Genomic DNA, 18344 nt, shown 5'->3' with positions numbered 1-18344 from the left:
CGCCCCGGGATCAGCCGACCACCGAGCCGAGCTTGAAGATCGGCAGGTACATGCCGATGACCATGCTGCCGACGAGGGTGCCGATGACCACCATGATCAACGGCTCGAGCAGGCTCGACAGCGCGTCGACCGCGTTGTTGACCTCGGTCTCGTAGAACTCGGCGATCTTGAACAGCATCGCATCGAGTGCACCGGCTTCTTCGCCGATCGCGATCATCTGCGTGACCATGTTCGGGAACAGGTTGGTCTGCCGCATCGCGAGCTGCAGCTGGTGGCCGACCGCGACGTCTTCGCGGATGCGCTTGACCGCGTCGTTGTAGACGACGCTGCCGGTCGCGTTGCCGACGGAGTCGAGCGCTTCGACCAGCGGCACGCCGGCCTTGAACGTCACGCCGAGGGTGCGTGCGAAGCGCGCGATCGCCGACTGGCGCAGGATCTCGCCGATGATCGGGATCTTGAGCATGCTCCGGCCGACGAAGTGGGCGAACTTGTCCGACCGCTTGTAAAGCATGACGATGCCGACGATCGTGCCGACGAAGCCGAACAGCATGATGTACCAGTAGGACACCATGAAGCGCGAGAGCGAGATCAGCATCTGCGTGAACGCGGGCAGGTCGGCGCCCATGCCCTTGAACACTTCCTCGAACTGCGGAATCACGAAGATGAGCAGGATGCATGAGACGATGACCGCGACCGCGAGGATCGCGGCCGGGTAGAACATCGCCTTCTTGATCTTGCCCTTGATGTTCTCGATGTTTTCCTTGTAGGTCGCGATCGTGTCGAGCACGGTGTCGAGCACGCCGGCCGACTCGCCGGCCTTGACGAGGTTCACGAACAGCTCGTCGAACTGCACCGGGTACTTGTTGAGTGCTTCGTGCAGTGCCGAGCCGCCCTCGATCTCGCTCTTTATGTCGGTGAGCATGTCCTTCATGCGCGGATTGCTCTGTCCGCCAGCGACGATCTCGAAGCCTTGCACCATCGGTACGCCGGCGGCCATCATCGTCGCGAGCTGGCGGCTGAACACCGCGATGTCGCGGCCCTTGATCGCGCTGCCGGTCTTGCCGAACAACGGCTTCGGCTTGGCCTTGACGACCTGCGGGTTGATGCCCTGCTTGCGCAGGTCGGCCTTGACGAGGTTCGCGTTCTTGCTGACCTGTTCACCCTTGATCTTGATGCCGCGCTTGTCGATGCCGACCCAGGTGAAGGTCTGCATCTCACTGACCTGCGCACGGGCCTTGCCGCGCTGGGTGGCGGCGGCTTTTGCCTTGACGGCTGCGGCGGTTGCTGTGGCCATGGTTAATCCTTGGTGACGCGGTTGATTTCGGCGAGGCTGACGAGGCCCTGCTTGGCTTTCAGCAGCGCCGACTGGCGCAGGTCGCGGATGCCGACGCGCCGGGCCTCCTCGGCGATCTGCAGCGCGCTGCCGCCGGCGAGGATGATCTTCTGGATCTCTTCGGTCATCGGCATTACCTGGTAGATGCCGGTACGACCCTTGTAGCCTTCGTTGCAGCCCGAGCATCCCCCCGCATCGAACAACTGCATGCCCGAATCGATGTCGGCCTGGGTGAAGCCTTCGGCGAGCAGCGCCGCGGGTGGCAGCGCGAGCGGCTTCTTGCAGTCGTGCAGGCGTCGCGCGAGGCGCTGGGCGATCACCAGCGACACCGACGACGTGATGTTGTAAGGCGCGATGCCCATGTTCATGAGGCGCGCGATCGTCTGCGCCGCGTCGTTCGTGTGCAGCGTCGACAGTACCATGTGGCCGGTCTGCGCGGCCTTGATCGCGATCTCGGCGGTTTCGAGGTCGCGGATTTCGCCGACCATGATCACGTCAGGGTCCTGGCGCAGGAACGAGCGCAATGCGGCCGCGAATGTCATGCCGCGCTTGGTGTTCTGCTGCACCTGGTTCACGCCCGGCAGGCGGATTTCGACCGGATCCTCGACCGTCGAGATGTTGCGGCCCTCGGTGTTGAGGATGTTGAGCGCTGTATAGAGCGACACCGTCTTGCCCGAACCGGTCGGGCCGGTCACGAGCACCATGCCGTACGGCTTCTCGATCGCCTCGAGGAACAGCTTCTGCTGGTCTTCCTCGTAGCCGAGCTTCTCGATGCCCATCTTCGCGGCGGAGCCGTCGAGGATACGCAGCACGATCTTCTCGCCGAACAGCGTCGGGCAGGTGCTGACGCGGAAGTCGACCGCCTTGGTCTTGGACAGGTTGAGCTTGATGCGCCCGTCCTGCGGCACGCGCTTCTCCGCGATGTCGAGGCCGCTCATGACCTTGATGCGCGAGGCGATGCGCGGATTGAGCTTGGGCGGCGGCGAGGCGACCGCGCGCAGCATGCCGTCCATGCGGAAGCGCACGCGGTAGGCGGTCTCGTAGGGCTCGAAATGGATGTCCGAGGCGCCGCGCTTGATCGCGTCGACGAGCACCTTGTTGACGAACTTGACGACCGGGGCGTCCTCGCCGCCGGTCGCATCGACGCCGGTCTGGTCGCCGTCGTCGTCGACCGCGCCGAGTTCGAGGTTCTCGAGGCCCTCGGCGTCGCCGATGTCGGTGATGTTCTGGCTGGCGGCGGACTGCGCCTGTTCGATCGCGCGCTCGAGCACGCCGTCCTCGACGAGGATCGGCTCGATCAGGTGGTTGGACTGGAACTTGATTTCGTCGAGCGCGCGCAGGTTGGTCGGATCCGCGACACCGACGAAAAGGCGGTTGCCGCGCTTGAACAGCGGCAGCGCCTTATGCTTGGTGACGAGTTCTTCCTTGACGATGTTCAGCGGGAGCTGGCTGTAATCGAGCGCCGTGACGTCGAGCAGCGGCATGCCGAACTCCGCCGACGCGGCCATCGCGACCTGGCGACCCTGCACGAGGCCGTTCTCGACCAGCCAGGCGCCGATCGGAATCTTCGCCTTGGCCGCGTCGTCGACGGCCTTGCGCGCATCGTTTTCGGCGAGCGCCCCTTCGGCGACGAGCCGCCTCGCGATGCCTGAAAGGCCCGCCAACGGTGGCGTATTCATCTGGGTCGCCATAGGAATGCCGTGCAAGTCCCCGTTATCTAAAGCTGAATCTACCCCAAATGCATTGCCGAAAGAACTCCCTGCCGGCAGTATAGGGAGGCAGCTCACAGAAAATCATGCCTTGCGGCCGGGGAGGCCATGCTCAGCATCATCCTGCCGGCGAAGAACGAGGCGGCAGCCCTCGCCCTGCTGCTCCCCCGCCTGCGCGCGGGCTGGCCGGACGCCGACATCATCGTCGTCGACGACGGCTCGACCGACGACACGCCACGGGTCTGCAGCGAAGCCGGCGTGCGCACGGTGCGGCAGGCGTATTCGATGGGCAACGGCGCGGCGATCAAGCGCGGCGCGCGCGAGGCCAGGGGCGACATCCTCGTCTTCATGGACGCGGACGGACAGCACGACCCCACCCTCATTCCGCGCCTGCTCGACCGCCTCGACGAAGGTTTCGACATGGTGGTCGGCGCGCGCGACTGGTCCGGCCAGGCGGGCGTCGGCCGGGGCGTCGCCAACACGATCTACAACTGGCTCGCCTCGCGCATGACCGGCTTCGCCGTGAAGGACCTGACCTCGGGCTTCCGCGCCGTGCGCGCGGACAAGTTCCGAGAGTTCCTGCACCTGCTGCCGAACGGTTTCTCGTACCCGACGACGTGCACGATGGCGTTCTTCCGCAGCGCCTACGCGGTCGCCTACGAGCCGATTCCGGTGGCGCGCCGAGTCGGCAGGAGCCATATCCGGCCGCTGCGCGACGGCGTGCGCTTCCTGCTGATCATCTTCAAGATCGCGACCCTGTACTCGCCGCTCAAGCTCTTCATGCCCGTCAGTCTTTCGTTCTTCGTGCTCGGCGCCGGCTACTACGCCTATACCTTCGACCGCGAGCATCGTTTCACGAACATGAGCATGTTGTTGTTCAGCGCCGCCGTGATCGTGTTTCTGATCGGATTGATCTCCGAGCAGATCACCGCCTTGACGTACCGCCGCGATGCCTGACGACCGGCGGCGCGTGCTGATCGTCACGCGCAACCTGCCACCGCTCATGGGCGGGATGGAGCGGCTGAACTGGCACATGGCCGAGGGCCTGTCCGGACGCATGCAGGTGCGTGTCGTGGGGCCCGCCGGCGCCGCCGCGCTGGCACCACCGGGTGTCGATGTCGAGGAGGTTGCGCTGGTGCCGCTGCCGTGGTTCCTGCTGAGGGCCGCGTGGATCGCTTGGCGACGCGCATGCGCGTGGCGCGCCGACATCGTTCTCGCCGGCAGCGGACTGACCGGGCCACTTGCCTGGCTCGCGGCGCGCGCCTGCGGCGCGCGGGCGATGGTGTATGCGCACGGCCTCGACATGGCGGTTCGGCATCCCCTCTACCGTGCCTTGTGGCTGCCGTTCCTGCGGCGCATGGATGGTGTCATCGCGAACAGTCGTGCGACAGCACGCCTCGCGACTGCGATCGGCGTGGACCCAGCGCGGATCGAGGTCGTCCACCCGGGCGTCGATCTGCCTGCACATGCGTCCCACCCCGCGTCGGTCGCAGGCTTTCGTGACCGCCACGGTCTCGGGCGTGGCCCGTTGCTGCTGTCGGTGGGCCGGTTGAGCACGCGCAAGGGGCTGCGCGAATTCGTCGAGGGCGTGCTGCCTGCGATCGTCGCGAAGATCCCCGATGTCGTCTTCCTCGTCGTCGGTGACGCGCCGGCGCAGGCCTTGCACGCACGGGCGCAAAGCGCGGACAGCATCCGTCGCGCCGCCAACGCGCGTGGAATCGGCGGTCATGTCCGGTTCCACGGCGTGGTGGTCGACCGCGCCGAGCTCGCGCTGGTCTATGAAGCCGCGGATGTCCACGTCTTTCCCGTTCGGGAGATCCCCGGAGATCCGGAGGGCTTCGGCATGGTGGCGATCGAGGCCGCTGCGCATGGCCTGCCGACCGTGGCCTATGCGACGGGTGGCGTGGTCGAATCGGTGGCAGACGGGCGGTCCGGGCGACTGGTCCCCCCGGGCGACGAAGCGGGCATGGCGGACGCCGTGGTCGAGATACTCGACCGTCGCGAAGCGATGCGCGCGTCATGCCGGTCGTTTGCAGCCGGCTTCGCCTGGCCGGTCTTCTCGGAAAAGGTGCATCGTGCGCTCGGAGGACCGCATGATTGAGGACAAGCCGGACGGTTGCAGCGGCGTCGTCGATCCGGCCGGAACGGCAGCGCGCCTGCCACACGCCGTGCTCGACCTGACGTCGCGCCGCCGCAAGGCATTGAAGATCGAATGTCTGCTCGGGCTCGAACCCGCTGGAGCGCCGATCCACCTGCTTGAGGTGGGCACCGGCGCGGGCGGGCTCGCGCACTACTTCGGAACCCATCCGCACCTCCGTTGCGAAGTCGATGCCGTCGACGTCCACGACAGTCGCCAGGTAACGGATGGCTATCGCTTCCGGCAAGTGAGCGACACGAGACTGCCGTTCTCGGACGGGCAATTCGACGTCGTGCTCAGCAACCACGTCATCGAGCACGTCGGCGACGAGCGCGCGCAACGCACGCACCTGGCCGAATTGAGACGCGTGCTGCGCCCCGGAGGCGTCGGGTATCTCGCGGTCCCCGGGCGCTGGATGCTGGTGGAGCCGCATTACCAGCTTGCGTTCCTGAGCTGGCTGCCACGCTCCTGGCGTTCGCCGTACCTGCGCGTGCGGCGCAAGGGCTCGACGTACGACTGCGAGCCGCTGCAGATGCGCGGACTGGAGCGCATGCTTTCCGACGCCGGATTCGAGTGGCGCAATCGCTGCCTCGAAGCGTTGCGCATGACGCTCGAACTGGAAGGTACGCATTCGCTGGCCGCGAAGGTCGTCCGATGGATGCCCGACCCGCTGTTGCGCCTGTCGCTGCGCATGATGCCGACGTTCGTCTACACGTTGCGACGCGGGGACAAGTCGTGAGCGTGCTGTTCATGGGCAAGCGCCACTACACCAACCGCGACGCCCTGGTCGAGCGCTATGGTCGCATCTATCAACTGCCTTGGCATTGGGCGAACGCTGGCATCCGGTCCTGCCTGTGGCTCGTCGACTACCACGGACACGAGCGCGTGCGGCTCGCCGATGGCGCGCTGGACGTGCAATCCACCCCGGTATTTTCGCTCGCCACACTGCGTCGGGCCGCGAGCGAACTGAGGCCGAAATCGCGCGAGAGTGGGCCACGCACCATCATCGCCAGCGGTGACTGCTACATCGGGCTGCTGGCGTACCGGCTTGCGCAGCACGTGGGCGCGACGTTCGTCTTCGACGTGTACGACAAGTACGACGAGTTCGCCGGATATCGGCGCATCGGCCGATTCGACCCGTTCCGCTTCCTGCGCGAGCGATCGGACGCGCGGCTGTTCGCGAGCCGCGCGCTGATGCGCGACCTCGGCGACCCGCAATCGGACTTGCTGGTACCGAATGGCGTCGACACGGCCCGCTTCCGCCCGCTGGACATGCGCGACTGCCGGCGCGCCGTCGACTTGCCCGAGGACGCGCTCCTCGTCGGCTATTTCGGTGGCATGGAGCCTGACCGCGGCGTCGAGGACCTGATCATCGCGGTGCGCCGCTTGCGTGACGCGGGAAGCCACATTGAACTTCTGCTCGGCGGCAAGCCGCCGGCAGGATTGGATCTGGGCGGAGCGGGGATTCGGTTCATCGGCAATGTACCTTTCGCACGGATGCCGGAGATGCTGGCCAGCTGCAACCTTCTGGCCGTGCCGTACCGGCGTTCCGTTTTCATGGACGCCGGCGCGTCCAACAAGATCGCCGAAGCGATCGCCTGCGGGCGCCCGATCGTCGCGACGCGCACGCCCAATCTCATGGCGAATTTCCCGGAGCAGGCGGCGTGCCTGGGCGACCTGCTCGCCGAGCCCGGCGACCCCGCGGATCTCGAGCGGGCCATTCGCGCCCAGCTCGCCGAACGCAGGCTCGTCGACCTGCCCGAGGGGATGGCTTGGGCCGACATCAGTGCAGCCCTGGCCAGGCAGTTGCGGCTGGCGGCATCATGAGCGGGCGTCCGACCATCGCGTGCGTCATCGGTACCCGGCCGGAAGCGATCAAGATGGCGCCTGTGATCGCGGCGTTGCGCGCAGCCGGCTGGGCGCGTTGCATGGTCGTGGCGACGGCTCAACACCGCGGCCTGCTCGACCAGATGCTCGATCGCTTCGCGATCACGGTCGACCACGATCTCGACCTCATGACCGAGGGGCAGGCCCCGGCCGATCTCGTCGCCCGCATGATGCCCTCGCTCGATGCCGTTCTCGCCGGGGAGGCCGTGGACGCGGTGCTCGCGCAGGGGGATACGACCACCGTGCTGGTCGCTGCGCTGGTGGCGTTCCACCGGCGCATCCCGTTCGGCCACGTCGAGGCGGGTCTGCGCACGGGCGACTTGTCGCGGCCCTTCCCGGAAGAAGGCTACAGGCAGATGGTCGCGCGGATCGCGCATTGGCACTTCGCGCCGACCGCGGGTGCCGCGGACAACCTGCGTGCGGAAGGGATACGCGAGGATCGTATCCACGTGACGGGCAACACGGGCATCGACACGTTGCTGGACACCGTCCGGCGACTCGCACCGCCCGCGATGCCCGATGGACGCCTGCTCTTGCTGACCGCGCATCGGCGCGAAAGCTTCGGTCCACCGATGCGCGACATCTTCGGCGCCGTGCGCGATCTCGTCGAGCGTCATGCCGACGTGACGGTGCTGTATCCGGTGCATCCCAATCCCGAGGTGGGTGCGTGCGCGCGCGAACTCCTCGCGGGGCATGCGCGGATCACGTTGCTGCCGCCGCAGGACTACTTCGATTTCGTCGCGCTGATGCGCGAGGCGACGCTCGTCCTCACGGACAGCGGCGGCATACAGGAGGAGGCCCCCGCGCTCGGTAAGCCCGTGCTCGTGCTGCGCGAGCAGACCGAGCGACCGGAGGCTGTTGCGGCCGGCGTCGCTCGCATCATCGGAACGCGCCGCGAGGCGATCGTCGAGGCAGCTGGCCGGCTGCTCGACGATCCGCGGGAATACCGCGCAATGGCGCGAGGCGTCTCGCCGTACGGCGACGGCCACGCGGCAGGGCGCATCGAGCGGATCCTGCGCCAGTCGCTGCGCGCGCTCCAGCCATCACCGGACTGAGCATGTCGATTCCGCCACGGGTCACCGCGGTCATTCCCACCTATCGCCGCCCGCTGTTGCTGCGACGGGCCGTCGAGAGCGTGCTGGCGCAGGAAGGCGCGGCGCTGGTCGTGCGGGTGTTCGACAATGCCTCGGGCGACGGCACGCGCGGGATGGTCGAGGAGATCGCCGCGCGCGACCCGCGCGTGGAGTACGTGTGCCAGCCCCGGAACATGGGCCCGGCGGCCAATTTCGAATGCGCAGTGCGCAGCGTGGTGACGCCGTTCTTCTCGATCCTTTCCGACGATGATTACCTGCTGCCCGGCTTCTATCGCCATGCGCTCGCTGAACTCGATGCGCATCCGCAGGCCATGTTCTGGGCCGGCCTGACATTGAATGTCGACGAGGGCGGCACGATCTGGGATGCGCGGCTGCTGCGCTGGCCACGAGAAGGCGTGATCATGCCGCCCGAGGGCGTGCTCGCGTCGACGCACGGACGTGCGCCCACGTGGACGGGCATCCTGTTCCGCACGCAGATCCTCGATCGCATAGGATTTCCGGAGTGGCGGATGCTCGGCCCGTCGGATTTCGATTTCACGCTCAAGGCGGCGACCCAGCCCTTCATCCTGCGCAAGCACCCCTCGGCGGTGTTCACGCTCAACGCGTCGTCGTTCAGTGCGACTGAACCATTGTCGTCGTTCTGGCCCGGCTGGCAGCAGCTGCTGCGCAACATGGAACGCTTGCCGATCGAACCGGATGCGCGCGCGCGGTTGTTGTCGGCCTTGCACGCGGACGCGCGGCGCATGTTGTTCCGGCGCGGCGCGAATGCGCTCGCCGCGGGGCGGCATGGGTTCGTGCACGATGCCGCACAGACACTGCACGACTTCTACGATGAACGCATGCGCGCCCGCCTCCTGCGCGGACTGTCGGCCATGTGCCGGCACGTGCCCGGGGCGCAGCGGCTGCTCGCCGCCATCTACCGCGGCATTGAACGCACGATGGTCCGCTCGCGCAGCGGACTGCAGCGCAGCCATGCGCACCTGTTGCGGGCGCCGAGGCCCGCGGCTCAGGGCGAACGCATGGGTCCCCAGTAATCGAGGACCGCCCGCCGGGCTCCGCGCGAGGCGAGCGCAGCCGCCGCGAGCGCTGCCCCGGTGACGAGCACGAGCCACGCGAGGCCGCCCGGGGTCCGTTCGACGCTCGGCTGCAAGAGCCTGGCCGACAGGCACACGGTAGCAGCCGCCAGTACCGGCGGTGCGACGGCACGCAAGCCCCAGTTGGACAGTTCGCCACGCAGCAGGCGTCGATGCATCAGGGGCAGGCCGACCATGAAGGCGAAGGCGTTGACGGCGAACCAGACGGCTGCCGCGCCGGTCATGCCGAAACGCCCGATCGCGACCGCATAAAGCGGGATTGCGAAGATGATCGAAGCGAGGTTGATCGACGTGGCGAGCCGCGTCCACCCGTGCGCGAGCTGGAGCGCGTAGGGCAGGTTCATGATGCCGTTGATCGCAGTGCCGGCGAACAGCAGGGCGAGCGGTACCGCCGTGCGCGAGGCAACTTCGGCATTGCCGGTCCAAAGCAGCAGCACGGAGCCCGGGTACGCGCAGATCACGCCAGCCATCGCCGCGAGCGCGACCGCGACGATCTGGCTCGCGAGGTGATACAGCTGCGACAGCTCCTGCCGCCGACCATTGCTTGCGAGTCGGCTTAGGCGTGGATAGACGGCATTGAACATCGGCTGGACCAGTCGGCCGATGCCGCCGCTGACCGTCGCCGCCACCGCGTAGCAACCGAATTCTTCCAGTGGGCGCAGCGTCGAAAGCGTGAGCTTGTCGAGTTGGCCGAGCAGCAGTCCGAACGCGGTCGTCGCGAACACGCCGAGCGCGAAATGGCGCGCACCAGCCACCTCGCGCGGATCGAACTGCACCGGTCGGTCGCTTTCCGGCAGCGATTTCCACAACGCTCGCGCCGTGGTGACGCTTTGCGCCGCCGCTACCAACGCGTACCAGAGCAGGAAGCCTTGCAGGCCGCTTCCGGTACATACGAGCACGAGTTGCGCACCGCCGAAGCGCAGCGTTGCGAACACGATCGCGAGGACATTGAGGCGGAGCTGGCGTTCCATGCCGGCCATCGCCGCGGTGTAGAAGCTCGTCGGCCACAACAACGCAATGGCGACGCCAATCAGCTCGACCGCGTGGCCGGCTTCTGCCGCCGCGAGCTGGTGCGGTTTGAGCCAACGGGTGGAAAGAAGGCCGCTGCCCGCGAAGATCAGCACCGCGATCAGTGCGGCGGTCGGCCATACCAGCCATTCGAAGCTGCGGATCAGGCGCGGGATGCCGCCGCGCCGGGCCGGATCGTGTGCCCGCTGCGCGAGCTCCCTACCGAGGAACACGCCGATGCCGAAATCCAGCAGCATGGAAATCGATTGCAGGCTGAGCATGAAGGCGATCATGCCGAACCGCTCCGCGCCCAGTTCGCGCAGGTACGCGGGCACGAAGGCGAACCCCATCACCGCGACCCACGCATGCCCGGCGTAGCTCGCCAGGACGTTGTCGCGCAGGCGTGCCATGCCGGCTAGGGTGCGCCGGCCGGGGTTCGCTGCGCGATCACGACGGCCGCGTCGAACTGTCCGTGGTCGAACGTGTCGGTTACGAGCAGGACTTCGGTGAAGCCGAGGCGGTGCAGGCGCCGCACGACGTCAGCGAGATCGTAGATGTTCAATTGCATCGGTGGTTCGCGCAGCGGTCGGCGCCGCAATGCATTGCGCGCGGCGTTGAACAGAGGGTCGTGGTAGCGCAACTTGGCGAGTGCGCGCTTCCAGCGAGGCGCGCCGCAGCCGTACAGGACCTGCACCGCGATGAAGCCACGCGCAGCGACCCTGCGCGCCAGACCCTCGATCAGCGCATCGCCGCGGCGGCGGTTGATGTGGGCGAAGACAATGTGCGAGTGGATTAGGTCGTAATCGCCTGTCACGCGGCTCAGCTCGTCATCCGAGGCGGCGAAATCCACGTTACGGACGTCGAAGGCCTCGCAGTTGCGGCGTGCCTCGGCGAGCATCGATGCGGACACGTCGACGCCCGTCGCATGGCCGCTGGCCTTGGCGAGCGGGATCAGCAAGCGGCCAACGCCGCATCCGAAATCGAGGGAGCGGCGCGGCCTGAACGCAGGCTCGAAACGTGCGCGGATGATTCCCAGCAGGGACTCGACGTGCGTGGAGCCGGAATGGAAGAACGCGGAGCGATCCTCCTCGGTCATGCTGCCGGCGCGATAGCGCTCATCGCTGAGCACGCCGAAATACGGATCGCTGCGCCCCCAGTTTTCCCAGTCGCGGTCGGTGCCCATCATGCGGATTCCTTAACCCTTGCGCCGCAGGTAGCCGCCCGGCGCGACCGTGATCAGCAGCTTCGCCTCGATGTCCTCGTCAACCTCGAAGTCGGCGTCGTGATGCAGGAATTCGCGCACCGCCGTCTTCGGGTTGTCACCGACGTCCCATGGCCGGTCGGGATACGACCCGGCGGGCATGTCCTCGATGACCGTGTCGAACACGATGCAGTAGCTTCGCGGGCTGACGAGCGGAGCATACGCGCGGAGTTCGGCCAGCACGTGTGCGTGAGTATGGTTCGAATCGAGTATGACCATGACCGTCTCGTGGCCGGCCGCCGCCGCATGCACCTGCGCGACCACGTCGGGATCGATCGACGAACCCTGGATCATGTCGATGCGATGTGCCATCGGGTGCGCTTCGATCGCCGCGCGATTATGGGCACGAATGTCGATGTCCACGCCAAGCACGCGACGGCGGGTGTTCCTCGGGTCGAATGCCTGGCCCGACTCCAGCGCATCGCAGCAGTCGAGCAGGGTGAGCATTGATGCATGCAGGACCAGAGATCCGCCGTGGGCAATGCCAGTCTCGATGATGAGATCCGGGCGGATCTTCCACACCAGTTCCTGCAGTGCGACCATGTCCTGCGGAAGCTGGATGATCGGGCGGCCCAGCCAGCGGAAGTTGTATGCGTACTTCTTCGGCGTGATGTCGCCGACCCATCCGAGCGAAGCGCGCCGGAGCGCCTCGTCGCGGCGGAGCGCGGCGATGTTGCTTTCAACTTCGGCGTTGAATGCTTGCAAGGGATGCATCGAGAAATTCCCTCCACGGCACGGAGCCGGAACAGATATACCGCATCCCGGACCGCCCGCAATTCGCGACGAGGTCGAGGCCGGAAACGTATGGCGTGAACTCGCCGTGCGCCTGAGGATACGGCAGTCGGCGATAGTCCATGTATTCGACCGGAATGGCGTGCCTTTCGAACAGCTCATGGTCGAGGTAGTTCAGCGCGCCGTGGCCGGTCACGTAGCAATCGGCGCCGAAGTGCCGGCAGATGTCGAGCAGCCGCTGGCTGCCGCGCCCCCCGATGCCGAGCGTCGACGAATCGGTGAACGTGCGTCCCTCGTCGAACCCGAAGTAGCGCGCGAGTGCCATCGTAGATGCGCGCGCGAGATCCGCGAGTGTCCTGCACGGCAGCGAGAAGACCTCGTCGGCGAGGGCCAGCGCGTCGTCCCTGTGCGGGGCATCGGCATGCGACGCCGCGAGCAGCCTTCGATGATGCGCCCGCCAGTCCTGCTCATCGTCGATGGCGACCTCATCGAGGCGTTGGCCGCGGTGCAGGCCGCGAAGGGGCACGGTCATCCAGCGTATCCCGGTCGGGGTCTTCACCTGGACGCGGTTGTAGAACCCGCGAGCGTATTGCACGTCGTTGTAGTAGACGAACCGGTCGGCGAGGCGGATCTGCTCGAGCAGCCCCACCCACGGAAAATACATAGGTTGGGAAATGACTATGCGCACGGGTGCGCCACGCTGTTCACGTCGACGAGGCAGTCGAGCCGCGCCTGCAGACGCGAGAAGGCGGCGAGCAGGCGCGGATCCATTAGGGCCGTGGCGTCGAGTCCTTGCTGCCAATGCAGGGTCAGCCATGCCTTTTGCAGATGGCTGATCCTCTCGGCCATTTCGCGCGTCGCGCCGGCGGGCAGCCGGCTCGCGACCTGGATGGTGACCGGACCGGTGTCGACGCCTTCGTCCACGCGATGCAGGGTCGCGCCGAGCATCCCGCGTCCCGCGGCCCAGGCCTTGCGCACGGCTGCGAGGCCCGGGAATTCAGGAAGCAGGGACGGGTGTATGTTGCTTACGGCGATGCCGTCGATGAGCGGGCGGGCGACCTTGCGCGTGTAGAACAGCAACGCCCGGCCCGCGCCGTGGCGGAGGAGGAAGTCGAGCGCCTGCGCGGAAAAATCCTCGGTGCCCTCGTAGGCGAAGACGCGCACCGGATGCCCCTGGCGCCCGGCCCATTCGGAAAGCCCACACGGCCTGTCCGTCACGACGACCCACGGCTGCTTGATCCCCGCCTCCTGAAGGCACGCAGCCGCTGCCGCCAATGCGGAGCCGCCGCTCGAGCCGATGATTCCGAGGGGAGGATGCGCGGTGGCCACTACGATCGCCCGAGTGCTTCCCGCACGATCGTGGCGACGCGCGTCACGTCCTCGTCCTCGAGGTCGTGATAGCTCGGCAGGTTCAGCGCGCGGGGTGCCAGCGAATGGCTGACCGGCTGGGGCGTCGCGTCGCGGAATGCGGGCAATGACGAAAGCGGCCAGAAGAACACGCGTCCATCGATGTCATTCGCCTTGAACGCGGCGAGGAGCGCCTCGCGATCGAACGACACGCTCCGGTCCACGACGATCGTCGGCATCCAGTAACCGTTCGTGGTGCCGGGCGGTTCGGGATTCATCGCCAGCGGCAAGCCGGCCAGCGCACTGCGATAGCGCTCGAACACATGGCGCTTTCGCGCGACCAGTTCGTCGATGCGCTCGAGCTGGGCGCAGCCGATCGCGGCTTGCAGGTTCGACATCTTGTACTTGAAGCCGACGCACTCGGGCCAGAACTGGCGTGTCTCGCCGCGTGCGCGCCCGTGGTTGGACAAGGTGAGGACGCGCTCGTGCAGCGCATCGTCGTTCGTGACGAAGATGCCGCCCTCCCCGGTCGTGATCGTCTTCGTGCCGTGGAACGAGAACGCGCCGAACACACCGAGAGACCCCGCGCGGCGACCGTGCCAAGTCGATCCGATCGCTTCGGCGGCGTCCTCGATCACGGGGATGCCGTGGCGCCGGCCGATGTCCAACAGCGCGTCCAGTTCGCAAAGGTTGCCGTAGAGATGGACGGCGAGTATCGCCCTCGTGCGCGGCGTGATGGCCGCTTCCACCTTCGCCGGATCGAGGCACCAGCTGTCCTCGAGCACGTCGACCAGCACCGGCTTCGCGCCCAAATGGATGATGGGGGCTGCCGAAGCTATCCAGCTGACGTCGGCCAGGATGACCTCGTCGCCCGCGCCGATGCCGAGGCCGGCCATGCCGATGTGCAGCGCGCCCGTTCCGCTCGACGTGGCAATCGCGTGTCCCACGCCGAGGTACTCACGGAATTGCCGCTCGAAGCGCTGGATGTATTCATAGCAGCGGTCGCCCCAGCCGTTCGCGGCCGCATCGGTCGCGTAGCTGACTTCCAGCGCGGTGATCGACGGCCTCGTGTAGTGGATGCGCTTGCTCATGGCGTACTCACCACGACGTCAGTGCCGGAATCGCGGTGACGAAGTTTCCGCCCCATGCGCGCACGTAGTCCAGCTGCGCGGCGATCTCCTCGCGCAGGTTCCATGGCAGGATCACCACGTGGTCGGGACGACTCTCGCGGATGCGCGCTTCTGGAACGACGGGAATGCGTGAGCCGGGGAGATGCAGCCCCTGCTTGTGCGGCGACGCATCGGCGACGTAGGCGAGCAGGTCCGGCCTGACGCCTGCGTAGTTGAGCAGGGTATTGCCCTTGGCGGCAGCGCCGTAGCCGACGACGTGCTTGCCCTGGCGCTTGCGCTCGAGCAGGAATGCGAGGAATTCGTCCTTCGTCGCATCGGCCAGCCGCTGGAAGCCGCGATAGAAGTCCATGTGCTGCATACCCGCCGCCGCCTCCTTCCCGAGCATGTCGGCAACGGCCGGCGTCTGCGTGCGCGCGGCCCCGGCATGGCAGGCCCACAACCTCAACGAACCGCCGTGCGTCGCCAACTCCTCCACGTCCCACACCCGCAGGCCATGGGTGGCGAAGATCCGCTGCGCCGTGTGGAACGAGAAATAGGAAAAATGCTCGTGGTAGACGGTGTCGAACTGGCGTTGTTCGACCAGGCGCAGCAGGTGCGGGAACTCGACCGTGATGGTACCTTGCCGGGCGAGACCCGCCGCGAGGCCTGCGATGAAATCGTTGATGTCGGGCACGTGCGCAAGGACGTTGTTGCCGATCAGCAGATCCGCCTTGCCCCGCGACGCCACCAGCTCTTCGGCGACGGCGCGTCCGAAGAACCGCTCGATCGTCTCGACGCCGCGCGCACGTGCGGCGGCGGCGGTGTTCGCGGTCGGCTCGACCCCGAAGCAGGGTATGCCGAGTTCGCGCATGTATTGCAGCAGGTAGCCGTCATTGGACGCGACCTCGACCACAAGGCTGTCGCGACCGAGGGACAGGCGGGCTACCGCATCCGTGACGTAACGCCGTGCGTGTGCGAGCCAGCTGCGGGAATAGGAGGAGAAATATGCATATTCGTTCGAGAACAGCAGGTCGTGCCGTTGCACTTCGTCGACCTGCACGAGATAGCAGGAGCTGCAGGTGAATAGCCGCAGCGGGAAATACAGCTCGGGCTTCTCCAGGTCGGCCGGCGCGAGGAACGCGTTCGATGGAGGCGCGCAACCGAGATCCAGGAAAACGTCGACCAAGGGTGTCGCGCAGAACCTGCATTTCACGGTGATACTCCGCTGAAGCGTTCGTTGATCAAGGGATGATTGCGGTCGCGATCGGATACGGCGCCCACCGGCAGCGGCCAGGCGATGCCGATGCGCGGGTCATCGTGGCGCAGGCCCCGTTCGAACTCCGGCGTCCACGGCGCGGTGTGCATGTAGAGCAGCTCGGCCTCGTCGCTCAGGGACTGGAAGCCGTGGGCGAATCCTTCCGGGATGAACAATGCGCGATCGTCGTCGCCGGAAAGTTCGCAGGCGTGCCATTGCAGGAAAGTCGGCGACCCGCGTCGTACGTCCACCGCGACGTCGAACACGCGCCCGCGCAGGCAGTGGATCAGCTTCGCTTCCGCCGCGGGCGGTGACTGGAAGTGCATGCCTCGCACGGTTCCGCGCGCCCTCGTTTGCGAAAGGTTGATCTGGGTGAAGTGCAAACCCTCGCGCAGCACGGCGAGATCGCGCTCGCAGAAAAGCCGCCGGAATCGCCCGCGTGCGTCGACTGCCGCGTGGCTGCGGATCTCGATCAACCCGGCGAGCGCGGTGGGCACGAAGATCATGCGGCCCACCCGAGGCTCGCGCGGCGCGCGTCGTCGACGTACGCACGAAGGTCGTCGATACTGCCGACACGGCCCGATGCATGGAAGGCTCGATACCATTCGCCGGTGCGCGCGAGCGCGGCGTCGATCGGCCATGCCGGGCGCCATCCCAGCTGTTGGCGCGCCTTGCTGCAGTCAAGCCGGAGCACCTGTGCTTCGCGCGGATGGTCCCGCGTATCCTGCTCGACGCGCAATGTACGCCAGCAGGCTGCCAGCCGCGCAGCGACTTCGCCGACGGTGATTTCGCCTTCGGGGCCAGGGCCGAAGTTCCACGCCTGCGCGACGTCGTCGCGCGCGAGGAGGCGTTGGCCGAGCAGCAGGTAGCCGGAAAGCGGGTCGAGCACGTGTTGCCACGGCCGCGAGGCGCCGGGATTGCGGATCTGCAGGGGCGTTCCGGCCACTGCGGCACGCACCAGGTCCGGAACCAGGCGGTCCTCGGCCCAGTCACCGCCGCCGATGACGTTGCCGGCGCGCGCGGTGGCGAGTTGCACCTGCGCCGCCTCGCCTCTGCCGAAATAGCTCTTGCGATAGCAATCCGCGATGAGTTCGGCGCAGGCCTTGGAACTGCTGTAGGGATCATGTCCGCCGAGCGGATCGGACTCGCGGAAGGCGCGACCATCCGCGTTTTCGGCATACACCTTGTCGGTCGTCGCAATCACGATGGCGCGCACGCTGGCGCATCCGCGTGCCGCTTCGAGCAGGTTGACCAGGCCGGTCACATTGGTCGCGAAGGTCGCCGCCGGTGCTCGATAGCTGCGGCGCACGAGGGGTTGCGCCGCGAGATGGAAGATCAGCTCGGGTCGATGGTCCTCGAGCGTGCGCCGCACGGCAGCGGCGTCGTTGAGGTCGACCCGGTAGTCGGCGATGCCGTCCGTACAAAGCAGGTCCCAGTGGCACGGCGTGGTGTCGGGGTCGAGCGCGAGCCCGCCGACGCGGGCGCCCATTGCGTGCAGCCACGCCGCCAGCCATGACCCCTTGAATCCGGTGTGACCGGTGACCAGCACGCGTCGACCGCAGTACGTGCCGGCGAACAGCCGCTTCAATTCCACGTCTTCCACGGCGCGTTTCCGCTCTGCCACAGATCTTCCAGCTTGATCTTGTCGCGCAAGGTGTCCATCGGCTGCCAGAAACCGTCGTGGGTATAGGCGGACAGCTGGCCGTCGCGCGCGAGCCCTTCGAGCGGAGCGCGTTCCCACACGCTGTCGTCGCCATCGACATAGGTGAGCGCGCCGGGCTCGAGCACGAAGAAACCGCCGTTGATCCAGCTGCCGTCGCCCTGCGGCTTTTCGGTGAAGCGCGTGATGCGATGGCCGTCGATGTCGAGCGCGCCGAAACGCCCCGGTGGCTGCACGGCGCAGACCGTGGCGAGCGTGCCGCGCTCGCGATGGAACGCAAGCTGCGCGCGGATGTCGACGTTCGACAGGCCGTCGCCGTAGGTGAAGCAGAACGTGCCTTCGTCGAGGAACTCGCGCACTCGCTTCAGGCGTCCGCCGGTCTGCGTGCCCTCACCCGTGTCCACCAGCGTGACGCGCCACGGTTCGGCGTGGCGATGATGCACTTCCATATGGTTGCGTGCGAGGTCAAAGGTGACGTCGGAGGTGTGCAGGAAGTAGTTGGCGAAGTACTCCTTCACCATGTACCCCTTGTAGCCGAGGCAGATGATGAAATCGTTGATGCCGTGGTGCGAATACAGCTTGAGGATGTGCCACAGCACCGGCTTGCCGCCGATTTCGATCATTGGCTTCGGGCGCACGACGGTTTCCTCGCTGATGCGCGTGCCGAGCCCGCCCGCAAGTATCACGGCCTTCATGCGCGCGTTCCTCGAACATAGGA

General features: G+C 66.8%; 18 protein-coding genes. 6 read left to right on the top strand and 12 right to left on the bottom strand.

All coding sequences use genetic code 11. From position 1 onward, the window contains the following. Positions 1 to 10: 10 nt before the first annotated feature. The gene (locus tag EV148_RS00290; protein WP_131991737.1) at positions 11 to 1294 is read right to left on the bottom strand and encodes a type II secretion system F family protein; all 1284 of its coding nucleotides are present in this window, start codon (positions 1292 to 1294) and stop codon (positions 11 to 13) included. 2 nt (positions 1295 to 1296) lie between these two features. Continuing rightward, positions 1297 to 3012: a type IV-A pilus assembly ATPase PilB gene (gene pilB, locus EV148_RS00285; RefSeq protein ID WP_182517219.1), complete on the bottom strand. Its 1716-nt coding sequence runs from the start codon at positions 3010 to 3012 to the stop codon at positions 1297 to 1299. Between the two features lie 138 nt (positions 3013 to 3150). Here pilB and EV148_RS00280 point away from each other — a divergent pair, with 138 nt between their 5' ends. The 6 genes from EV148_RS00280 to EV148_RS00255 are packed head-to-tail and all read left to right on the top strand — an operon-like array spanning position 3151 to position 9194. Then, the gene (locus tag EV148_RS00280) at positions 3151 to 3999 is read left to right on the top strand and encodes a glycosyltransferase family 2 protein (protein WP_131991731.1); all 849 of its coding nucleotides are present in this window, start codon (positions 3151 to 3153) and stop codon (positions 3997 to 3999) included. A gap of 13 nt (positions 4000 to 4012) precedes the next feature. Next, positions 4013 to 5143 (top strand): glycosyltransferase family 4 protein, encoded by a 1131-nt coding sequence (locus EV148_RS00275; RefSeq protein ID WP_241987931.1) that lies wholly within the window; start codon positions 4013 to 4015, stop codon positions 5141 to 5143. Next, positions 5136 to 5918, top strand: a complete 783-nt coding sequence (locus EV148_RS00270) for a class I SAM-dependent methyltransferase (RefSeq protein WP_131991725.1) — start codon at positions 5136 to 5138, stop codon at positions 5916 to 5918. Before EV148_RS00275 ends, EV148_RS00270 begins: the two co-directional genes overlap by 8 nt. Next, complete coding sequence (locus tag EV148_RS00265) at positions 5915 to 7006, top strand: glycosyltransferase family 4 protein (protein WP_158287244.1); 1092 nt, start codon at positions 5915 to 5917, stop codon at positions 7004 to 7006. Before EV148_RS00270 ends, EV148_RS00265 begins: the two co-directional genes overlap by 4 nt. Next, the gene (wecB, locus tag EV148_RS00260) at positions 7003 to 8121 is read left to right on the top strand and encodes a non-hydrolyzing UDP-N-acetylglucosamine 2-epimerase (protein ID WP_131993874.1); all 1119 of its coding nucleotides are present in this window, start codon (positions 7003 to 7005) and stop codon (positions 8119 to 8121) included. Before EV148_RS00265 ends, wecB begins: the two co-directional genes overlap by 4 nt. Positions 8122 to 8123: 2 nt before the next feature. Next, positions 8124 to 9194, top strand: coding sequence for a glycosyltransferase family 2 protein (locus tag EV148_RS00255; protein ID WP_131991719.1), 1071 nt, complete (start codon positions 8124 to 8126; stop codon positions 9192 to 9194). On the opposite strand, the gene EV148_RS00250 is transcribed toward EV148_RS00255, so the two are convergent. Genes EV148_RS00250 through rfbF form a run of 10 tightly spaced genes read right to left on the bottom strand, consistent with a single transcriptional unit; the run spans position 9167 to position 18321 of the window. Beyond that, positions 9167 to 10672 carry a lipopolysaccharide biosynthesis protein gene (locus tag EV148_RS00250; RefSeq protein WP_131991716.1) on the bottom strand — a complete coding sequence of 502 codons (1506 nt, stop codon included), beginning with the start codon at positions 10670 to 10672 and terminating at the stop codon, positions 9167 to 9169. The two genes, EV148_RS00255 and EV148_RS00250, sit on opposite strands and share 28 nt — an antisense overlap. Positions 10673 to 10677: 5 nt before the next feature. Further along, positions 10678 to 11445, bottom strand: a complete 768-nt coding sequence (locus tag EV148_RS00245) for a class I SAM-dependent methyltransferase (protein ID WP_158287243.1) — start codon at positions 11443 to 11445, stop codon at positions 10678 to 10680. 12 nt (positions 11446 to 11457) lie between these two features. Next, on the bottom strand, positions 11458 to 12237 hold the full coding sequence (locus tag EV148_RS00240; RefSeq protein WP_131991710.1) for a cephalosporin hydroxylase family protein: 780 nt from the start codon (positions 12235 to 12237) through the stop codon (positions 11458 to 11460). Then, the gene (locus tag EV148_RS00235; protein ID WP_131991707.1) at positions 12203 to 12943 is read right to left on the bottom strand and encodes a WbqC family protein; all 741 of its coding nucleotides are present in this window, start codon (positions 12941 to 12943) and stop codon (positions 12203 to 12205) included. The genes EV148_RS00240 and EV148_RS00235 overlap by 35 nt, the downstream gene beginning before the upstream one ends. Then, positions 12934 to 13584, bottom strand: a complete 651-nt coding sequence (locus EV148_RS00230) for a formyltransferase family protein (protein ID WP_158287242.1) — start codon at positions 13582 to 13584, stop codon at positions 12934 to 12936. The genes EV148_RS00235 and EV148_RS00230 overlap by 10 nt, the downstream gene beginning before the upstream one ends. Next, positions 13584 to 14693, bottom strand: coding sequence for a DegT/DnrJ/EryC1/StrS family aminotransferase (locus EV148_RS00225; protein WP_131991700.1), 1110 nt, complete (start codon positions 14691 to 14693; stop codon positions 13584 to 13586). Before EV148_RS00225 ends, EV148_RS00230 begins: the two co-directional genes overlap by 1 nt. A gap of 7 nt (positions 14694 to 14700) precedes the next feature. After that, positions 14701 to 15924, bottom strand: a complete 1224-nt coding sequence (locus EV148_RS00220) for a class I SAM-dependent methyltransferase (RefSeq protein WP_199222688.1) — start codon at positions 15922 to 15924, stop codon at positions 14701 to 14703. Next, entirely contained in the window at positions 15921 to 16472 is a 552-nt protein-coding gene (gene rfbC / locus EV148_RS00215; protein WP_131991694.1) for a dTDP-4-dehydrorhamnose 3,5-epimerase, read from the bottom strand. Before rfbC ends, EV148_RS00220 begins: the two co-directional genes overlap by 4 nt. Then, complete coding sequence (gene rfbG / locus EV148_RS00210; protein WP_241987928.1) at positions 16469 to 17569, bottom strand: CDP-glucose 4,6-dehydratase; 1101 nt, start codon at positions 17567 to 17569, stop codon at positions 16469 to 16471. Before rfbG ends, rfbC begins: the two co-directional genes overlap by 4 nt. Next, positions 17551 to 18321: a glucose-1-phosphate cytidylyltransferase gene (gene rfbF / locus EV148_RS00205; RefSeq protein ID WP_131991691.1), complete on the bottom strand. Its 771-nt coding sequence runs from the start codon at positions 18319 to 18321 to the stop codon at positions 17551 to 17553. Before rfbF ends, rfbG begins: the two co-directional genes overlap by 19 nt. Positions 18322 to 18344 lie beyond the last annotated feature (23 nt).

Source organism: Dokdonella fugitiva, assembly GCF_004342425.1.
Taxonomy (GTDB): domain Bacteria; phylum Pseudomonadota; class Gammaproteobacteria; order Xanthomonadales; family Rhodanobacteraceae; genus Dokdonella_A; species Dokdonella_A fugitiva.
Note: the sequence above shows the minus strand (reverse complement) of the source record. Positions and strands in the feature narration are given on the sequence as shown.

Excerpts from the sequence above, each read along its gene's own strand:
- EV148_RS00270 (WP_131991725.1), top strand. The coding sequence starts at position 5,136 with ATGATTGAGGACAAGCCGGACGGTTGCAGCGGCGTCGTCGATCCGGCC.
- EV148_RS00245 (WP_158287243.1), bottom strand. The coding sequence starts at position 11,445 with ATGGGCACCGACCGCGACTGGGAAAACTGGGGGCGCAGCGATCCGTAT.
- wecB (WP_131993874.1), top strand. The coding sequence starts at position 7,003 with ATGAGCGGGCGTCCGACCATCGCGTGCGTCATCGGTACCCGGCCGGAA.
- pilB (WP_182517219.1), bottom strand. The coding sequence starts at position 3,012 with ATGAATACGCCACCGTTGGCGGGCCTTTCAGGCATCGCGAGGCGGCTC.
- EV148_RS00255 (WP_131991719.1), top strand. The coding sequence starts at position 8,124 with ATGTCGATTCCGCCACGGGTCACCGCGGTCATTCCCACCTATCGCCGC.
- EV148_RS00225 (WP_131991700.1), bottom strand. The coding sequence starts at position 14,693 with ATGAGCAAGCGCATCCACTACACGAGGCCGTCGATCACCGCGCTGGAA.
- EV148_RS00240 (WP_131991710.1), bottom strand. The coding sequence starts at position 12,237 with ATGCATCCCTTGCAAGCATTCAACGCCGAAGTTGAAAGCAACATCGCC.
- rfbC (WP_131991694.1), bottom strand. The coding sequence starts at position 16,472 with ATGATCTTCGTGCCCACCGCGCTCGCCGGGTTGATCGAGATCCGCAGC.
- rfbF (WP_131991691.1), bottom strand. The coding sequence starts at position 18,321 with ATGAAGGCCGTGATACTTGCGGGCGGGCTCGGCACGCGCATCAGCGAG.
- EV148_RS00280 (WP_131991731.1), top strand. The coding sequence starts at position 3,151 with ATGCTCAGCATCATCCTGCCGGCGAAGAACGAGGCGGCAGCCCTCGCC.
- EV148_RS00290 (WP_131991737.1), bottom strand. The coding sequence starts at position 1,294 with ATGGCCACAGCAACCGCCGCAGCCGTCAAGGCAAAAGCCGCCGCCACC.
- EV148_RS00250 (WP_131991716.1), bottom strand. The coding sequence starts at position 10,672 with ATGGCACGCCTGCGCGACAACGTCCTGGCGAGCTACGCCGGGCATGCG.